At 34.8% G+C, this 19560-nt stretch carries 18 protein-coding genes, 1 tRNA gene and 1 pseudogene; 8 read left to right on the top strand and 12 right to left on the bottom strand.

The window, feature by feature from the left end; translation table 11 throughout:
* Nucleotides 1-136 precede the first annotated feature (136 nt).
* Nucleotides 137-457, bottom strand: coding sequence for a hypothetical protein (locus JNUCC41_RS15355; RefSeq protein WP_192203754.1), 321 nt, complete (start codon nucleotides 455-457; stop codon nucleotides 137-139).
* 649 nt (nucleotides 458-1106) lie between these two features.
* On the opposite strand from JNUCC41_RS15355, the gene JNUCC41_RS15350 reads away from it, so the two are divergent.
* Entirely contained in the window at nucleotides 1107-2111 is a 1005-nt protein-coding gene (locus JNUCC41_RS15350; protein ID WP_228467340.1) for an SMI1/KNR4 family protein, read from the top strand.
* 928 nt (nucleotides 2112-3039) lie between these two features.
* Here JNUCC41_RS15350 and JNUCC41_RS15345 read toward each other — a convergent pair.
* The gene (locus JNUCC41_RS15345; protein WP_192203753.1) at nucleotides 3040-3456 is read right to left on the bottom strand and encodes a hypothetical protein; all 417 of its coding nucleotides are present in this window, start codon (nucleotides 3454-3456) and stop codon (nucleotides 3040-3042) included.
* A gap of 141 nt (nucleotides 3457-3597) precedes the next feature.
* On the opposite strand from JNUCC41_RS15345, the gene JNUCC41_RS15340 reads away from it, so the two are divergent.
* On the top strand, nucleotides 3598-4956 hold the full coding sequence (locus tag JNUCC41_RS15340) for a hypothetical protein (RefSeq protein ID WP_192203752.1): 1359 nt from the start codon (nucleotides 3598-3600) through the stop codon (nucleotides 4954-4956).
* A 358-nt stretch (nucleotides 4957-5314) separates the two neighbouring features.
* Complete coding sequence (locus tag JNUCC41_RS15335) at nucleotides 5315-5875, top strand: hypothetical protein (RefSeq protein WP_192203751.1); 561 nt, start codon at nucleotides 5315-5317, stop codon at nucleotides 5873-5875.
* A gap of 136 nt (nucleotides 5876-6011) precedes the next feature.
* Here JNUCC41_RS15335 and JNUCC41_RS15330 read toward each other — a convergent pair whose 3' ends face one another.
* From JNUCC41_RS15330 to JNUCC41_RS15300, 7 genes and pseudogenes are all read right to left on the bottom strand, one after another.
* A complete protein-coding gene (locus JNUCC41_RS15330) occupies nucleotides 6012-7019 on the bottom strand; it encodes an IS1595 family transposase (protein WP_192203750.1) in 1008 nt (335 codons plus the stop codon).
* Nucleotides 7020-7049: 30 nt separating this feature from the next.
* On the bottom strand, nucleotides 7050-7229 hold the full coding sequence (locus JNUCC41_RS15325) for a hypothetical protein (RefSeq protein WP_192203749.1): 180 nt from the start codon (nucleotides 7227-7229) through the stop codon (nucleotides 7050-7052).
* A gap of 483 nt (nucleotides 7230-7712) precedes the next feature.
* Nucleotides 7713-8600, bottom strand: coding sequence for a hypothetical protein (locus JNUCC41_RS15320; RefSeq protein WP_192203748.1), 888 nt, complete (start codon nucleotides 8598-8600; stop codon nucleotides 7713-7715).
* A 105-nt stretch (nucleotides 8601-8705) separates the two neighbouring features.
* On the bottom strand, nucleotides 8706-8888 hold the full coding sequence (locus tag JNUCC41_RS15315) for a hypothetical protein (RefSeq protein ID WP_192203747.1): 183 nt from the start codon (nucleotides 8886-8888) through the stop codon (nucleotides 8706-8708).
* Nucleotides 8889-9484: 596 nt separating this feature from the next.
* Nucleotides 9485-10687, bottom strand: a pseudogene (locus tag JNUCC41_RS15310) (IS110 family transposase).
* Between the two features lie 664 nt (nucleotides 10688-11351).
* Nucleotides 11352-11618: a CPCC family cysteine-rich protein gene (locus JNUCC41_RS15305; protein ID WP_192203746.1), complete on the bottom strand. Its 267-nt coding sequence runs from the start codon at nucleotides 11616-11618 to the stop codon at nucleotides 11352-11354.
* A gap of 93 nt (nucleotides 11619-11711) precedes the next feature.
* Entirely contained in the window at nucleotides 11712-12422 is a 711-nt protein-coding gene (locus tag JNUCC41_RS15300; RefSeq protein WP_192203745.1) for a hypothetical protein, read from the bottom strand.
* Nucleotides 12423-12809: 387 nt separating this feature from the next.
* Here JNUCC41_RS15300 and JNUCC41_RS15295 point away from each other — a divergent pair, with 387 nt between their 5' ends.
* Both JNUCC41_RS15295 and JNUCC41_RS15290 read left to right on the top strand, forming a co-directional pair.
* Nucleotides 12810-13007 (top strand): helix-turn-helix domain-containing protein, encoded by a 198-nt coding sequence (locus tag JNUCC41_RS15295; protein ID WP_100533856.1) that lies wholly within the window; start codon nucleotides 12810-12812, stop codon nucleotides 13005-13007.
* A gap of 348 nt (nucleotides 13008-13355) precedes the next feature.
* On the top strand, nucleotides 13356-14489 hold the full coding sequence (locus tag JNUCC41_RS15290) for a site-specific integrase (RefSeq protein ID WP_192203744.1): 1134 nt from the start codon (nucleotides 13356-13358) through the stop codon (nucleotides 14487-14489).
* Nucleotides 14490-14596: 107 nt separating this feature from the next.
* On the opposite strand, the gene JNUCC41_RS15285 is transcribed toward JNUCC41_RS15290, so the two are convergent.
* Together JNUCC41_RS15285 and JNUCC41_RS15280 are read right to left on the bottom strand one after the other, a co-directional pair.
* Nucleotides 14597-14668, bottom strand: a tRNA-Val gene (locus JNUCC41_RS15285).
* Between the two features lie 586 nt (nucleotides 14669-15254).
* Nucleotides 15255-15812, bottom strand: coding sequence for a complement C1q domain-containing protein (locus JNUCC41_RS15280; RefSeq protein WP_192203743.1), 558 nt, complete (start codon nucleotides 15810-15812; stop codon nucleotides 15255-15257).
* Nucleotides 15813-17245: 1433 nt separating this feature from the next.
* On the opposite strand from JNUCC41_RS15280, the gene JNUCC41_RS15275 reads away from it, so the two are divergent.
* Nucleotides 17246-17467, top strand: coding sequence for a hypothetical protein (locus JNUCC41_RS15275; RefSeq protein WP_192203742.1), 222 nt, complete (start codon nucleotides 17246-17248; stop codon nucleotides 17465-17467).
* Nucleotides 17468-17484: 17 nt separating this feature from the next.
* On the opposite strand, the gene JNUCC41_RS15270 is transcribed toward JNUCC41_RS15275, so the two are convergent.
* The gene (locus JNUCC41_RS15270) at nucleotides 17485-18042 is read right to left on the bottom strand and encodes a phosphatidylglycerophosphatase A family protein (RefSeq protein ID WP_192203741.1); all 558 of its coding nucleotides are present in this window, start codon (nucleotides 18040-18042) and stop codon (nucleotides 17485-17487) included.
* Between the two features lie 189 nt (nucleotides 18043-18231).
* Between JNUCC41_RS15270 and JNUCC41_RS15265 the strand changes: the two genes are divergently transcribed.
* Complete coding sequence (locus tag JNUCC41_RS15265; protein ID WP_192203740.1) at nucleotides 18232-18954, top strand: alpha/beta hydrolase; 723 nt, start codon at nucleotides 18232-18234, stop codon at nucleotides 18952-18954.
* A gap of 90 nt (nucleotides 18955-19044) precedes the next feature.
* On the top strand, nucleotides 19045-19560 hold the full coding sequence (locus tag JNUCC41_RS15260) for a YjcG family protein (RefSeq protein ID WP_192203739.1): 516 nt from the start codon (nucleotides 19045-19047) through the stop codon (nucleotides 19558-19560).

Below are 19560 nucleotides of genomic sequence, written 5' to 3'. Positions count from 1 at the left end.
TCAAATGACAACCAATTGTATTTGAACTATAACGTAAATTACCTTTTCAAAAACCAAAGCAGTTGTATTTTATTTTCCTATATGGAAACCTCAAAACAAAAAGACTTACCTTAAAGGTAAGCCTTTTATGGAATCATCACTTGATAAATCCATTGAGAAATTGATATAACTCTTCTAATTCACTTTCTTTTGCCACAATACAGTTAGGGTATTGTTTTATCTCTGCCACGCTGGACAATTTAAAGTCATTGGGAGTAGGGAGTCCAAAAGCACAAATCATTAAATAGTCAGCAAAGTGAATTAACCCAGTCACTGCTGACGTTTTTATGGTCATTTGCCCCATTGCTCGCCCTGCAAGCAAACCCTTCATCGCACTTTTTCCACCTGTTCTTTCTATTACTATTCTACTTTCATCTATTATTACTTTTGTTCCTGATTTTAATTCAAAAGTTTTCATCTTCTCAACCTCCTACTTGTCCTTTTATATTACAACATCTTTGTATGGAAATGGCTTATATATGTCATTTTATTGAAAATGATCTTCAACTAACCTTTCCAGATTTTTGAATAGACTGTTTTCGCATACTTTGTTGCTATTTACCAAGTAAAGCGGTGTGGTTGATTTCCCCTCCAGATGCTCGCTTTCCGCAGGGCGGGCGGTGAGCCTCCTCGGCGTAAACGCCTGTGGGGTCTCACCTGTCCCGCTGCTCCCGCAGGAGTCTCGCACTTCCGCTCCAATCAACCTTAAAGCGTTTTGTTTTAAAAACAACAATCTTTACGAAAAGAGCCTGTGAATAAGAAAAAGGTTGCCGCAACAAGCCTTTGTTAAAGTATTATTATAAAGATTCATCAACAAGTTCTTTTTGGCAATAAGGGAAATATTTTGGTTCCATCATAAACTTACTCCAATTTTTCACAGTATACATCTAATGTATAGAAGTGAGCGTTATGAGTTTAGCCTTGTTAATGAAGGCTGTTTTCGTAAAAGATTACTGCCATAAAAAATAAGGAATCATTCTTTTGTAGTATGATATTGAAAGTTCGTACAAGAAAGAATCAACCACTTGCAATTCTAATATTAATTAAACATCTATGAGGTGAATTTTTTGGTAAAAAGTATATGGGAAGCAAGTAATGACGAGTATATGTTACAACCATTAACAGACGAAATCATAAAAAAAGCAGAAGAATTATTTAATGTAACGTTACCAAACTCGTACATTGCTATTCTTAAGCAACAAAATGGGGGGCAGCCTATCTGTAATGCTCACCCTTCTCCTGTTCCAACGGTCTGGGGTGAAACTTTTGTTATAGTGGAACACATTAAAGGGATTGGTGCCGGGAATGGAATCCTTGAAAATGATTATTACATAAAAGAATGGGAACTGCCGGAAGGTCTTATTTTATTCAATGGAGACGGTCATACTTGGCTCGCATTTGATTACCGCGATGCCACCTCTGCTCCCCCCATTGTTTATGTAGACGTTGATTTGGAACAAACTATACAAATCGCAGACAGCTTTGAAGAATTTCTAAAAAACCTATACCTTGAAAATGAGGAATTTGATTGTGAGGGAATGGAGGTAAGGGTATACAGTAAACAAGAATTTGAAACGTTTATACAAGAAGATAATATAGATGAATTAATATATGCTATACCGGACCTAGCACAAGGCGATGTGGATTTGAAGTGGTTTGGAAATCAACTTTTAACGTTAAGTCATTATGACGACGAAAATGTGAGAAGAATGGTTGCTAACAGTGTTTGGAATTCTCTTACATATAGATTGGATGATGAAATTCTACATTCATTGATAGAAAATTTTAAGAATGATGATGATAGTGAAGTTCGAATGTATGCTGACCTTGCTCTTGAACAAATGAACTATTCATATGAACAGCTAAAAGAAGATGTCTATAAGAGAGAAAGGGTCGGTTTTGCTTTTCAAGATATAATATATCACGTCAACGAACATTCCAATCAATGGCATCTATCTGACTACCAATCTGATTTGCAATCGTTTGATTCGATTGAGGAGTTATTAGAACAATCCATGTTTGACGGGAAGTCATTACAAGAAGTATGGAGCCATATTAAAAAGGTTTATTAGGCTATTCGTTATCTGTTGGCTATCTTAAGTCACATTGGTAAATGTTGATACTTGATAAAACAAAAAAGCTGTCCGGTTCCGGAGAGCTTTTTCCTCTGGTTTATAATAAATAAGGACATAATCATGAACAGTGCCTAAGAAATCGACCGATATAAACGGTCTTTGTTAGTTTAGCAAGGCCTTTTTCTCTTTAGAATATTTATAACCAATTATAATAACAACAGCAATAATTACGGTGAACCATATATACAAATCTATTTCATTAACTGACGAAATAATATGATGATTTGTTATATAGCAACAACATTTCGGAAAACAGACACATACTAAGAGTTACTCTCTTTAGACCAGAATATTCCTTATTCTATTAACCTGCCAAGTTTGTGTCGAAATCTTCACAATATTAATTAACAAAATACAACTATTTTCCCTTAGATTCATTATTAAACGAAGCCTTTAATGTGAAAATGGGATGTGCCACTGTGATTACCGGGTTAAGAGCTGAAGTGGTTAGAATATTATAAACTTAGAATGAGATTAAATGAAAAGCACAAACATTAGGAACTTTACAACAAGCATTGAATAAATACTTATTTTCAAAGCAATTCCAGATTAGCTGCGGCTATCTTTTTTTGTACTTATGGATTTAAAATGAGGAGAAATAAGCATGTTCAGTCGAGTGTATTTCTTTAGTCAAGTAATCGATAGGCTTTTCCATGTTTTCTCTTAAAAAATGAGATGAACTTTGAACTTGATTTTCTATTTGTTTATTCATCAAGCTTTCTAAGACAACTCCTCTTTCTCTGGGTCTTGTCTTATTGGATATCAGTTTATTTTCTCAATCAAAGTCAGATCCAGAGAGATTCTCCAAGGAGGCTTCTTTTTCTTGTTTTAGTTTAAAGTCGGGTCTCCATTTTCTTAGAGTACATTATTTTATTAGCATTTTATCTAATTCACGAACTTTATCATACGACTCCAATAGTTGTTCAGGTATTAATGTTCTCCCATAATCCCAAGCATTAGTTTCTATTTCAGATTTTAGCTTTTCTTTTTCTTCTTCGTGACCATACATTAAAATCCTTAAATCATGTTTGTTTTTCTTAAAATCCAAATAATAACCAATCATACGATAAAGAATAATTTTAACAAAGTCCTCCTCTGTCTCTTTAATTCTAATTTTCCCTTTATAACCGTTAACTTGAAGGTAATTGAATTTTATAGTATTGGTCGATACGTTATAACTCATAGGTGCACTTAGGTTATTGTCAAATTCATGAATAATATCCAAATTATGCTCATTCAATGTGTTATTAATTATCTTTTCGATATCGCTTATATAAATCATTTAACTAACACTCCCCTTTTAGAGACTTACTTCATTCTAGTAGTAGATTAAATTCTTATTCCTTTATCAATATAATAAACTGTTGAGATATTAAAATCACACAGTTAAAAATTTCCGTGCATGTTATTTGGTACCCAATACATGATAGAAAAGTGGATTTTTCCGAAGAACATGATTATTAATGAAGAGAATATTGAACTATTGGTTGAAACATTACACTGGCAATATAAAGAGGACTTTTTAAAGCTTTTTGAGCAATCTCATTTAAACAAACGAATAGACGAAAAGATTTTTGCTAATCTACTATCGAAGAAATTATTTTCAATCAAGCAAGTATGTCCACATTCACAACTTGTTAAGCATTACGAAACAGTGGTAAAACACTTTCTATTAGGAAGCCCTTCTAATGCAGAGCTATTATTTGATAAATATGTTATAGAATCTAGAACAAATCAAAAGCAGTTGTGTTTACCTTTAACAAAAGATGAAATGAATGAGCTGATAAGTGATTATATTGATTCCCCAGAAGCAAATACTAACTATTTACAATTAATTATTAATAATCATAATACAAAAGAATTTTCTGTAACAGATGAGCTTAGGTGGAAGTCTAAAAGAAGAAAGGAATGCATCGAGGAGGAACTGTTTAAAAATAGTGTTGGTATATCTATTAAGTATAAATTTGTGCTACAAAAAGATGCACCTACGTTAGTAGAGTATAAATCAAAAGGAACAGATTTTGAGATAATATATGATCAAACCTATTTAGAACAGGAATTGGATTTTGAAACTATTTTAAATAATTTCATTTGGTTATTTGATTTTATTGATATTAACGGAAGAATTAGCTTTATAAGTACTATATCTACAACATCAATTCTAGAAAGTCTTCAATTAAAGGCAAAAAGAGACTACCTTAATAATAGGACTTTCGGAATTAGGGAAACAATAACAGATGCTTCAATGGCATTATATTATTCATTATTAAAAAAGCAAAATGTTAGATTAGAAGAAATACTTGAATGGTTTTTTAAAGTTTATTTAAAAGAAGACTTTGATGTGTCAGACTATATTTTTACAGCTCCTTCTGATGGTTCGTCCTATAGAGAAAAATGTAGAGATATTTTGGCGGAAATAGAATATGTAATACAACAATTTAAATGCTATGTTAATTATGGTGAGATTAATCACGAAATGCTAGCATTATCATCCAGTGGAATAGCATTTAACCAACTTCCTAGCTTAATAAAAAATAAATATGTTTATAAAAAAGATGTATTAAACACAATTTTTTATTATTTGTTTTCAGACCAATCGCTTCTTGGATACTTAGATAACCCAGAGAAAGATAGTGAAACATTTTATGATTTGTTAGAAACGCATAAAGTGCATATAGATGAAATTAAAGATTATCAAAAAACAGAACTGCAATATCTTATAGATAATGAATATATATCTATTGATACCAATTCGGATGCTTTACCGAAAAATTATTATTAGTATGGACAAACTACCGAAAATTATACATACCCCAACCATAACTTTAAAGAGCAGAATCTTATTATATAGCCGTGATCTCTACACTTAATTGGTAAAACAAACTTGGTTAGATTTTTTGATTCTAACAAAGAAATTACCCCAATAAAGTGTTACTTAATTATTTTGGCTGTTTTCTAAAAGATTGTTGCTCTCAGGATAAAAAAACAAATCACTTGCATTTTTACGGTAAAATATAAGTGATTTTAATCAACAAACGGGCCGGATTGTAGAATAAAGGGGTTTTTCATTAACGGGGACAATTGCTGCATAACGTAATAGTAAGGGTTTAAAAGGATTAGACCCTGAAGGAGGCTAAAAGTTGAAAAAAGAATATTTTGTGCAATACTCACACCAAAGTATCATTAATAGCTTTGACTTTCCAAAAGATATCTTTGTTTCTATCTCTATAGGGATTAGTGATATCCCAAATGATTTTATCATTTCCTTAGTTCAAAAAATGTTCAGTTTACCTATTTTTTTTGTTTTAGAATCAATGATCTTTGGATATGAAAAAAAGACTTTAATTGAAAATAATATTCCTTTTTATGAGTTTTCGTCAGATGGTGCTATTATCAAAGTTGATTCTGTAGAGAAATTGAATCTGGTTAGTGAATTAGCAGAAGAATTAGTTAGTAATGGACTAAGTGTATTCATTTTTCACGGGAAAGGTATTGTAGAGCAGGATTTAATTCCCTCAAGACAATGGAATAGACCTATAGTATTTAAAAATTTTGATATAAATAAAGTCGAAACATTTGTCGATATGGAAGAGGTTGGATTTACAATATTCAGTAAGAATAGTCTATTTAACTCGCCTGGAAAAATCCCAAACTATATATCCGATGATTACTCACTTGATATTAACAGCAGCGATATCTAACGTTACCGGCTATAAGTCGAATTGTATCCGTTATTCAACAATCGGGGACTCTAATGTATTAAACGGATCAATTGTATTATCACGCTTAGAATAAAATGCTCTGGGTTTTTATAGTACACCAAACTCCTAAAGCCGGTTAACTTCTGAGCGTCTCAACAGTATGATAATTAGATCTTTGGCAAGCTGAAATAAGCATTTGTTCAACACGTTTATCAAATGCCATATTCTTTCCTATTTCTAGCCAGCGAAACCAGTAAAGGTAATTATCCAGATAATATGTTCCGACTCCTTGAAAACGCTCCATCCAACCCTTTAGTCTGTTGTGAAAGTTATTAACGTGCTGTATATGATAGATGCCTTTTTTCACACGTTGCTTCTGACGTTCATTAATCGTCTCGTGCAACAAGCCTTTTATCTTAGCGAATTTTTTATAGTTTGTAGCGGTATCAGTGCATAACAAAGCAGATGGGTGAATAAAATCACCTATCACTGCATCAATTTCTTCGGCTTTAACCCGCCCTGTACCTGCTTTACGTGCAATCATATTTCCATTGCGGTCTTGAGCCACTACTACGGCAACCTTAAGATTTGAAATTCCTCTTTTTTTATCTTTTTCTCCTCTTTTTTTTGGTTTTCTATGGTTGATCACACGGCACCCTTTTAAAGACTCACGAAAGAATGTTTCATCACTCTCGACAATTCCTTCTAATTGTTTGAAGCCGAGGCTACCTAGTGCGTTCAAGATTTTATGTCTCCAATAGAATGCAGTGGAAATATGTATTTTTAAGCGTTTAGCGATCTTGGGTAAAGTAACACCCTCAATCATAAGCTCAATATATTTCACCCACTTTTCTGGATGTTTTGAGCCTGAAAATGGAGTATTAGTCATATCATTGAAAGTTTTATTGCAATCCTTACATAAATAGCGTTGCCTTGTACGATATTTCCCATTGCGTTTTACAGATGTACTTCCACAATGAACGCAACCTATTCCTGAAGCAAATCGAGCTTCACGTATAGATTCCAGCAATTTATCAATTCTATTAGTTTCTTCTAGAAACAAATCTTGTTTTATTGCCTCAAATAAAGTCATTTGCTGTGACTTAGTTAAATCGTTGAAACCTTCGTATACATTTTCCCACATAACTAAACGCCTCCTATAAAACGGATTATATCAACGTTCAATTAGTATGGGGAAAAAACAACAATCTATACGAAAACAGCCAATTTGAATATGTATATTAGCTTCATCCTCTTTACCCGCAATTAGTGCCTCTTTATTCTTTTCGATTTCTTTAGCTCTTCTTTTTTTATTAAGCAGATCATTAATTTCTTTTTGAAAGACATCTTTCATAATATATGACCTCCTTGATTATAGGCAGTGCACTTACTACTACTTTATATCCTTTTATTACTCATCAATTTGATATTCGTCTAAAATAGGTTTCAACTGATTATAATAGTCACTCTTTTAATTAAAGCATTTTATGATTTTCTGGCATAGAGAATACCCCCCCGCACCCGTTAGTTTAAGTAGAAACCTTCATAATCTCAATAGAGTAAAGCCTATTGGTACATAATCAAATCACCTCATTTCTACATTAGAATTTAAAATGTCTCATAAGACTTGTGTCAAAATGCTTAGCGTTGTAAATCCGCACTTTCCTGATGACACCCCTACTTGGGATACCTCCTGCCGGGACCCCCAAAATGACTAATGAAGAACTTCATCAAAAACACGAAAAACACCCTGGAAGCATCCAGAGTGTTTTCAGTGTTTTTGATCATATTGAAATCTTTTTTAAGCTTCTTATACCGTTAAAATCTATCAATCTTTTTATATCCTTTTTGCAGATCCATATAAATGTCCACTTTTACTTCCACCTACATATGTTTCAACTGTTCCTGATTTCATTGTAACCCCTGCCCACTTTATTCCAAATACAGCTTCGTAATACAAGCGTGAGTAAACTTCAGAATATGTCTGACTTCCAACAACTTCTTTTCTTGCTTTACCCAAAGTAGGTTTCGTGATATTTAAAGTCGATCCCCAGAAATGTCTATTATAATCTCCATCTTGAGTAGCTACAGAAACACTTTTACCATTGTAATTAAATGAACCTTGGGCCCATAGAGTAAACATTTTGCCACCAAATGCGTTATAAGCAATCCCAGTAGTTCTTTCTTTCTTTGTCACTTTTTGGGCAGCAGCAAGTGCACCAATTTTAGAAGACTTTGATAAAGCGTTATTATTTTCATCGATAGTTTTCGTTTCTAAAATAAATACACCACCAGTTTCACCGACATAGACATCAACTTCACCTTTGTTATGTTTAAATTTAATGAAGTTATCTTCATCGTTCTGTGTAACTTCTTTTTCTTTTTCACTCATAAACTCATTAAGATTAAGTGTACCTTCAATTTCTTCTACTTGATCTGGAAACACATCTTCTAAAGATAAATCTTTATCTTTTATAATTTCTTTTGGAGCTGGGTTTTTTTTATAATATTTATCAATTGTCTTTTCTACATTTTCTAAAGTAGGATTTACTTTTTGTAAATCTTCAAGAAGATTTATAGTTTCCTCCTTACTTTTTAGGATATACTCTCTAGCTTCATCGATCTTGTCATTTTTTGGTTCAGGGGTCTCAGCATTAGCAAAAGAAGCAGAAACACCACCTACCATAACAAGGGTCATCATTGACATACATACTTTTTTAAACATAAATAGCCTCCTAGTTTTTAATATAGTATAAATCAAAGAACTAAAAAAATCTTACTTTAATGTAAAATAAAGTAAGATTTGGATGAATGATGTACTATTTTGTTATTAATTGTTTTGTTGTTTTTTTGTGTAATAATAATAAGCAAGATAACCAATTAAAAAGATTAGTGATGCTAATGCTCCAAGGAAGATTGCTGGTAATAAAAAAGATGTTTTCTCAATTACAAAATAAAGAATAAAAGCACTTATAAAATACAGGGAAAGAAAAATCATAATTTTTCGATACATTTAAGTTCCTCCTTTGGTCAAAAGATTTTAGAATGAAATTTATTATTTTAATGGAGGTTTTATCTTTTATAAACCAACCTACCATAGCCTTAAAATCCACAATAAAATCCCTTTCATTTACAATTTTAATTAATTCTTACTATAACACAACTTCTAATAGGAGTCCTACCATATGACCGAGTCCAAAATTTCGTTCTGGGGGTACTACATAACTTTAAATTGATGTCAATGTGGGTAGGGACCCCTATAATAAATTTTCTTCTTTTACTTTTAATCTTTTCAATATCTTGTTTGTATTATTTTGTTGTAAAAAATGATTCTTGATAAATGTATATTATATACAAATCCAGTTGGCATAATCACTCTTTAAGAAACCCTAAAACCCCTTGGTGGCCAAGAGGTTTTATTCGCCTATGCTGCAGGTTTGAAACAAAGTTTAATCATTTTTGTGTTCCTTAGAACTAAACCAGCTAATAGGATGTCAATATCTTTCTCTGAAATTTTCATTTCCCTTATGATATACTATTTTTGTTCATGACAAATAGCCCTCCAAAACCCTTTTGGAAGGATTTTTCTCTGTTTCACAAAATCGTTAATTAGGCTAAATCTAGGAACGTTTCTTTTCTGCTTAATAAAGCATAAATCCAATGAAGCAACTTATTTATACAGGCAACGATTGAAACTTTGGCAGGTTTTCCTTCTGATTTTTTCTTATCATAGAATGCTTTAAGCTTTTTGTTCCTTGAACTTCTTATGCCGCACAGTACGGCAAGATACAGAGAATGACGTAGTCTGCTCGAACCCCTTTTAGTAATACGATTAATGGTTGCCGTAAACTTACCTGATGAGTGAACACTTGGATCTACTCCAGCGAAGGCAACTAGTTTTTTCGGGTGATTAAACCGATCGATTTCACCAATTTCAGAGATAATCGTGGCTGCGATTTTTTCTCCGATACCGGGAATCGATTGGATGATCTTATATTCTTCCAGTTCATTTGCCAGGGCCACTATACGATCTTCCAACTCAGAGAGGTGTCCCTGGTAATGAAAAAGCAACTCAATATACATACGTAGATTGATTACGTGACTTTCATACACGCTTTTTTGAAATGGATTTCGAGATGCGGAGTCCATTATTTTTTTGGCTTTTCCCCACGCCCATTGACCCGATCGGCTAGGACAGAACTCCATTACACTCTCTGCTAGTTTACTTTCCCCGGCTTTTATTACGGCCTCTGAAGTAGGGTATTCCTTTAACATCAATAATGAAACCTTTGAGAATAAATCGCCAAAAACCTTTCTGTATTCAGGAAACAGTTGATCTAAAATGGTGTGAAACTGAAGTTTAGCTTCCACATACATATTCGTTACGATTTCCTGTTGTCTGGACAAATTCCGAAGGTCTAAAAGCCGAATTCCTCTAATTTTATGAGATTCAAAATCCTCTTTGTAATACAGCACACACAACTGGTACGCATCGATTGCGTCTGTTTTTACCTTTCGTAAACCGGACTTCTTTGCCTGATAAGAAATAATCGGATTTAGTAAGATATATAGAACTCCTTGTTCCTCCAAGAATTGAATAACAGGAGAATGTTAATGCCCTGTAGATTCTAAAATGACCATAGGCATCTGCCCTGCCACCTCTTCAACTTCTTTTAGAAATCCAATAAAATGATCTAATTCCTCTCTAGTATGCTTTATTGAGAAGCTCTTTCCATACGGTTTTGATTGATCTAAAAATGCCTGAACTTGACTCTCTCCTTTTGCCACATCCAGACCAACAACTGGATTCATTGTTTTTCCCTCCTCTACTTACTAACCAGTACCCCTAGTCCTCCATGTAGTGTCATAGCTTCGCTTGTTATACGAGATCTACGTCCCAACCAGCCTCAAACATGTTTCTACAAGTAGGGGGCGGACAGTTTAGTTCACGGGATCAAGTCCCACGCACCCGTACGTCCACCCTGGCTACTGATATAATAGATTCTATTAAAAAAAGGTCAACCAGTAAAAACTGGCTAACCTTATAATACGAAGCACCCGTTAGTTTAAGTAAGTCTTTTATTTTATTTTTTTTTGATAAGTATTCTTTTTAAAATACCAATTACAAAAATTGAAAATATAAAAATTAAGGTAAAGATTATGGCAGATGGACTATCAAATCGAGATTCATAATTAGCTATCAATATAAGATAAACTAATAATCCTGCTAAATATATAAGAATTGTTTTCATAATTAGCTTAGATATCCTTTCGAATTCTTCATCCTTTAATTTCAACAAAAATCCCTCTTCAATCTCTAGAATAATCAAAGTTCTTGTTCAACTAACCTGCCCCGTTAGTTGCATAAAGAAAAAGCTGCCTTAAAGACAGCTCCGATCTTCAGATAAAGCACCCGTTTGTTAGTCGGGAGCTAAGCCGAGGCCGAAAGACGTAAGCGATGGAACAACAGTTTTCCTTAAATTAAGGGTTTCCAAACAGGGTCCTTTCCGTCTTTCTCATTAGGTTTTCTTACAAACTCAATACACCTTTCCTCACAAGCACCAAACCCAAGATAGTTTTTTTGTGCTTGCCTTAAAGATGGGATATTGGCACCACCCTCATAATCTGGGTCACTATATTGAACTCCATCATCTTCCCAAAAACAAATTTTACAAATTTCATATGTTCCAGGAGGTTCTTCATCTAATGTTTTATAGCCACAGCAAGGACAAGTATATTTCATACAATCACCCCAATACTTATATCATAACTCTGTTCAACTAACCTGCCCCGCTAGTTCCATAAGAAAAAGCTGCCTTAAAGACAGCGATTTTTATCATTGCCCTCCGGCCATTTCTATATCGATATATATCTGACTAGCTTCTTCTTCGGTAATTCCAAATTTTTCACTAGCCAATTCAGCGATTTGGGGATCGTGTACTTCTGGAACATAAGTCTCCCCATAATTTGTTAACTCTTCATAGGTTGCTTTCATATATGCATAAACGGCATCGGTATCTATAGAGGGTGTTACTTCTGTTGCATCCTCTTCGGTTGTATCTTCCTCTGTGGATGTAGCCTCTTGTGTTTCTGTTTCTTCCTTTGGACGGACATCATCTAAACTGTATGAATCTCCGTTAATTGTAATGGTTTTCAGAAAATTATCTTGTGGACTTACTTCATAAATATCGTCATTGTATTGAAATGTGAATTTTCCTATTGTACATTGTGATTCATCTCCACAATCAAACTCACCATCATATTCATCAGATAAGGAGATTATGAAGTTATATTGTTCTTCCATTGATAAATTGTTGAAAAAATCATCATTTAGCTCTGCACCGACCGTATATATATAGTGGGTGTTTGATTCATTCTTTTCCTCATTGTCCTTAGTAATCGTTATGTCTCTTTTTATATAATCCTTAAAACCAGAATCATTAAGACTAGTCGTTACGTAAGTGTTTAATCTTTCAGCGGATTGTTTATCATCATTTGAACATCCAGCTAATAATAAAATTATGAGTGCAAACATCAGTGGTTTCAATCTATTCCCTCCAACATTAAGCTGGATTAATTTTATCATAAAAAATACTTAAATTTACTGAAAAAGGAAAAAAACACTTGGAATACTTTAATTATATTTATATCCTTTTCACCCCCAAAGACACACTATTTCCTGCTACCTTTTTATACGAACTGAAAAAGGTAAAATTCCCTTTTTTTGAACTAACCTGCCCCATTAGTTAAGTAGAAACCATCACAATCTCTCAAATTTACTTTTTATGCATTATCTTATTACTTTTTTATTATTTTTCGAGTCCCCCCTTGAAAACGAAAGGTTTTTAAAAATATAATGTGTCCGAATTAAATCAGTTAATTCTAATTAATCACTATTAAACTAATAAATTAAAATTAAAAGGAGAAATAAAGTATGCCTAAAAACATCGAAGATTATCCAATGATCCTAACAGCCGTACATTTATCTGAAATTTTAATGGTATCTAAGCCAACCGCTTATGAGTTAATGGAACAAAAATCATTTCCACTTATTAAATTAGGTCGCAGTAAACGTGTGCTCCGTGATGAGTTTTTTAACTGGCTGACTCAGCAACAAGTGAGCAGCTTATAAAACCGTGAGTACGGAGTGGTCATATCACCAACTACCTACTTACCTTACATAATTTTCATCAAACATTTACGGAGGTTAGCATAATGAGAGGTAGCTCAAAAAAGAGCGAAAACTCTTGAACATATAGTAGATTTTGAGAAAAATTCGCTAACAGGTGAATGTAGACAAAAAATATAAAGCAGACTCACACGCCAAAAAGATGCACAAGCAGCACTATTCAAGCTGCTATCTGAAAACTAGAGGAAAAGAGTGGCTTATAGAACCGAAAGTAAGTGGTCAAACTGATACTAGACCACTTGCTTTCCAATGTTCTAACACGAACTACTATAGGATATGGGGGCAAGCAAAATGAAAGGCACTGTTAAACAAAGAGGAAATACTTGGTCATATATTGTAGACATAGGAAGAGACCCGATTACAGGTAAACGAAGACAAAAAACAAAGAGTGGATTTCCTCGAAAAAAAGATGCACAAGCTGCTCTTCGAAAGATTCAGACTGAACTGGATGAAGATCGATTTGTCGATCCGAGCAAAGAATCCTTTTCATCCTATATGGATTTTTGGTTTACGTCCCATTATCAAAAAAGGATTACAGAAACAACGGCCTCAAGCAGAAAGTATTTGATGGATAAGCACTTAATACGAGAAAATCCTTTTGCCAACAAAATGCTTTCAAAAATTACGACCGAAGATATCGATGTTTTTTATAACCTCAAATTAGATGAGGAGTATAGTACGAGTACCATACGAAAATTACACCAGTTGTTAAATCAGGCCTTCGATCAAGCTGTAAAGTGGAAAAAGATTAGTTTCAATCCGGTGATTAATGCTGATCCACCCTCGGTGAAAAAAGAAGAAATGAAGATATGGTCCTTTGATGAGATTGATTCGTTCCTTAATCAATGCAAGGGAGAACGACATTATCTAACCTTCTTAATCGCCATTTATACGGGTATGAGGAAAGGTGAGCTCCTTGGGTTAAAATGGAGCGATATTGACTTTGAAAAAAAAGTCATCCGGATACAACGGTCCCTTTCTCACATTCCTAATAAAGGGTATCGTTTATCCACGCTGAAAACGAAAAAATCAAAACGGCAGGTTCCGATTCAAGATTTCCTGATCAAGGCATTAAAGGCTCATAAGGAACGACAAGAAACCCAGAGAAAAAGAATTGGGGAACTTTATCAAGATCAGAACTTAGTCATTTGTACGGAGATTGGCACCTTTCAAGATCCACGGAACGTGTTACGTGTGATGAAGCGTATCAGTAAAGCGGCTAACGTAACACCCATTCGGTTTCACGATTTCCGGCACACACACGCTTCCATCTTGATCTCTGAAGGGGTAGATATCGTCAAAGTAGCGGCTCGTTTAGGACATTCGGATCCTACCATCACGTTAGAGCATTACGCCCATATGATGCCCAACCAAGATGATGAAGTGGCTGATATTTTCCACAACGCCCTTCAGAAGTCCCGTTAGCAAAATGTGAGCAAATCACTCTAGTTGATTTAAACTCATCCAGTAAGACAAAATAAAAAAAGGCCCAAATCCTTGTTATACCAAGGATTTATGCCTTTGTTAGTTGATGACCTGTGAGGGATTCGAACCCACGACCCCTTCCCTGTCAAGGAAGTGCTCTCCCACTGAGCTAACAAGTCAATATGTAAATCAAGCTCTTTAGAGCTTGCTTTTAAAGCTTAATTAGTTGCTGACTTCTTTACTGGACAAGATTTATTATATAGTGGTATTCAAAATAAAACAAGTAGTTTTGCTAAAAAAATTTTTATCGTAAAGTGGCTTGGGAAGTTAATCCTTGAAAGTTGAAAGCTTGTAAGAATGCGTTCAATATTTAAACTATTACATCTTAATGAGTTCCCTATATCCGTTATCTCCAGATTTTCGTAAAGAAGCCCAATTGAGAAGGGATCTTTTCTTTGAAGTCCGATATTGTTGTTGTCTTTTAGTCATAACACTGGGAGCTGACACTGAGTATGGTCATTGTTTTTTAGGCCTTGTTCAATAGAATTTACTATTTTTCCCGATAACCTTTTTTTTGAACAAAGTCAAAGAAGAAAAGAAGCCAGCAGGATTTGACCCAAAAATTTCTAAGAATAGAGTCCAACTAACCAATTATGAGGAGAATCCTAGGCTCCTACATATAAGATTTTCTCAACTTTAATTAACAAATATGATGTCTATGTGCTCAATCTAAGATTTAAGCAAAGAAAAGACAGGAAAAGATCTTTACATAGGAGAGGGGAATCTAGCAGCTTGAAAGTTGGTTAAAGGTGCCTCTGCTAAAATTTCTCCGTTTGCGCCTGCGCTAAATATTACTTGTACCCGATCTCCTGCTTGTAACTGAAGGATTGTAGTAACCGATAGTCCAATAGGTCTTGATTTTCCAAAGAAGTCATTAACAATATCCATATCATCTCCGTTTACGTTAATGGAAATGGAGGCGGCATATCCTTCTTTTGAAGAAGGTATTTTTTTGTCTTTTGAAGAATGACTTTTTTTGCAATACTCACAGTTGCAACTATTTTTTTTGCAATAATCGCATTTGCAACTATCTTTTTTGTTTTTTGAGGAATTATCACTTTTTCTTTTTGACGGACAAAATGAAACTTTTGCGGTTATCTCATAAATTCCATTCTCAGTTGGAATAAATGTTGATATATGAGGATTATATTCATTTGCTAAATCAAATTGTTCAGTTTGGTATAAAACTTTTACAGAGGGCGTAACCGCGGCTTTGTAAAGTTGTGGTGTGTTCTTATTAGCCCTAAACGCAGATGCTCTCACTAGATTATGTTTCTTATGGTCACAGTGACAATCATTATGTTTCTTCAGGCACAAATGACATTCATCGGTTTTCTTTTCATCGCATACACAGTCATTGTGCTTCTTATGACAACTATGACAATCATCCGGCTTCTTTTGATTACATTTCTTATTAAGATATGTGGTGTCTACAAAGGAATTACAATGTGAAATAGTATAATGATTTTTAATTATAATCACCTTTTCCTTTTTTTATTTTCTGGTTATTTTATTCATTAAAGGAAAAGGGGTTTGTACAATATGGTACAAAAGTAAAAATATATCTAATTAAAACAGCAAAAATCTACTGGGTAGTATACGTTTTCAAGAAGGTTGGTTGTTAACCAAAAGGGGTGAAGTAATAGTAAAAAGTTAACTTCTTACTTTTTTCAAACACTAACTATCAGGACGCTAGTTCATTAAGAAACACTAAAGAAGAACACAATAAATGGTCTTTTTTATTTGTTCAATATCAACAATGAAAGTGAACAAATAAAAAAAGGATTGCTGACCATAATTGGCTCCATCTCGCCTTTGATTCCCGTTAGTTGGTAAAACTAACACCCAGCTCCCCTTATTAGCACCTGCCGTTTTCAGTTTCATCTACCTGACGTAAACAACGTTACCCTGAGTACTATACTCGACGCTCAATGATTTATAAAATGGATATCCAAATGTATGCAAAATTCCATTTAGCAAAAATTCACTTTAAGAGACTAATAATAAGGAAGTGATTCTTGTGGATGTTAATCGTGGAAACAGGTTCTCCCTTCTCCATCTGACAATGGGGTGAAGCATAATGCACTTCAGTTTGGCATGATGAAGAAGCGGCTTTGTACTTCTGCGAGGACCGTTAGAAGAAGTTACAAAACATTAGCCACCCTGCACAATCGCGAACAAAACGGGATGAATAGACGTTGACGGAGTACCCTTATGGATAACCCTTGAGCACCCTTGGGGTAAGATATCTTTATTTGAGTCATTCCTTTTCACCCAGTCCATTAAAAGGCTTTTTTGCAACCACTGAGAGTTGTCTCCCTTAATAATTCTTTTTGAAAGCCAATCAAGCAACAAAAAATCACCTCCCCCTTCTTGAAATAGAAAGAAAAGTGATTCAGAAGTTTATTATTGGTAAAGTCGTTAAGGTTGAACTAATAGTATCGATACACGACAACTTCTCATCTCGTAAGCATTATTGACTTGAAATCGTTAATTGTATGTAGAGTGAAAAACGACCAGCCTTCCCCGTCAAGAAAGTGTTCTCCCACTGAGTTAACTTGACGTATGTAATGACTAATTGGTAAGGACATATTTTATCTCAACAAAAAAAGAACTAACGTTCCCTTTTCACTTGCATACAAAACGTATGTTCGCATATAATGTTAGCAAGCAAGTCAGCAAAGGAGTGACAGGGAATGAAATATATACTTCGTAAACATATGGAAGAAAATGCTCCATTGGAGATAATTTATCTCTCCGAACAAGGTAAGATTACGCAGCGGAAAATTCAGGTGCTTGAGGTTTATCCAGGCCATATTCACGCATTCTGTTTTCTAAGGCAGACAAAACGGACATTTAAAGTAGACAATATCCTTTCTGCCCGCTTCATTAAGGCCAGGTTTGACAGGTCTGGATGAAGATTGTTAATCAAGGTTCAACCTATTAACTCTTCTTCTTCCTGGATGTCCTTTTCCTGTTCGGTTAACGATTCTTCTTCATCCCTCAGACGATGAGCTAACCTTGAGGCGGCACTCGCGGCAATGCTTGCAACGATATCATCCAGGAAGGTATGCACGATTCCTTCTTGCTTCTTATCAAGTTCGTGTATGACGCCTATTTTATTTTTATCCAAATGGCCAAAGGTCGTTACAGCAATGCTTCCGTAACCGAGTACTGCACCAAAGGCAATCGTTTCATCCACTCCGAATAGCCCTTCATCAGACTCAACGATTGATTGCAGGGGTTCTGATAGCTTTTTTTGCTCTGCCAGTTTATCCAGCTCCACACCGACTAAAATGGCATGTTGAATTTCCCTTTTCAACAGGACACGCTCAACGCTGTGGATGCATTCCTCCAGCTTAAGATCAGCTTTGTACGGGATCTGCAATTCATAAACGATTTTTGCAATTGCCTCTACACTGACACCGCGCTCCAATAATGTTCGTTTAGCCGCCTTTGTTACTTCCCTGCTGTGTACATGTACATCTGCCATTTTATTCGCCACCTTTTTTGTATTATTTTTCTATATCCTTGTATTATAGCACCTTATAATTTAAATTTTTAGAAAATATAACGAAAATTTTATATTCTAAATTCTTGTCACGGGAAAAAGTCGCAAGGCTATGCTAAAATAATCAAGTAAGTTGTTTTTCATTATTATTTATCATTGAGGTGCGGGAAAATGAGTTTACGCAAAGGCACAATTAAAGAGTACATGTTTAAAAGCGAAGCTTTAGCAGAAGAATCGGAACTGCTTGTTTACTTGCCTGCTAATTTTTCGCCATTGTATAAATATTCGCTTGTGATTGCTCAGGATGGCCGTGATTATTTTCAAATGGGCCGAATTGGTCGGGTAGCAGATGAACTGTTAGGGAACGATGAGATCGAGAATATCATCATTGTCGGAATTCCCTATAAAGACCGCTTTGACCGCAGGCGCAAATATCATCCGGACGGGGAACAGCACATTGCATACATACGTTTTCTTGCCCATGAACTTGTCCCGTTTTTAGATGATGAATTCCCAACCTATCAAATGGGACATGGTCGAACTTTGATCGGTGACTCTCTTGGCGGTACAGTTTCTTTATTGGCCGCTTTGCAGTACCCGCATACATTCGGGAAATGCATCATGCAGTCGCCACTTGCCAATGAAGCAGTAATGGACGCTGTACGTAATTTTGAGGATCCGCATCTCCTCGAACTTTATCATGTGATCGGGACTGGTGAAACAGCTGTTCCGACGACGGAGGGCAACAAGGCAAACTTCATAGAACCAAATAGGGAATTGCATAAATTAATAAACCAAAAAGGATTTCCTTGCTTCTATGAAGAATTTGAAGGTAATCATACCTGGAAATACTGGCAGGCAGATTTAAAACGAGCACTATTGGAAATGTTCTAATTTACTCGAAACCATCTCTTTGAGATGGTTTCAAGTAAAAACATGTCCAACTATAATACAACAATAAAAAAATATCAGGAGGTTTTATTTATGAAATATGGTGTTGCAATTTTCCCTTCAAAAAAACTTCAAGATTTAGCTAACTCCTATCGCAAACGGTATGATACGAAATATGCTTTCATACCACCGCATCTGACGCTTAAACCAACGTTCGAAGCGACTGACATGGAAATTTCAACAATCGCGGAACAATTAAAAGGCATCGCTCAAAAGTGCAGCCCTTTTACGATGAGCGTTACGAAAACGAAATCTTTCCAACCCGTAAGCAATACTATTTATTTCAAAGTGGAATTATCCGAAGGGCTTCAAGAGCTTCATGATGCACTTAACAATGAGGACTTCATAAAAAGTGAAAGTGAATATGCATTTGTCCCGCATATTACCATCGCTCAAGATTTATCGGATAATGAGCATTCTGATGTTTTAGGCCAATTAAGTATGCTTGACATCAGCCATGAAGAAGAGGTTAAACGAGTCCACTTGCTGTATCAACTTGAAGACGGGGCATGGACCGTTTACGAAACATTTAGATTAGGAGCTGAATGA

It is taken from the genome of Brevibacillus sp. JNUCC-41, from assembly GCF_014844095.1.
In the GTDB taxonomy this organism is placed as follows: domain Bacteria; phylum Bacillota; class Bacilli; order Bacillales; family DSM-1321; genus Peribacillus; species Peribacillus aracenensis.
This window is presented reverse-complemented; position numbering and strand designations above follow the sequence as displayed.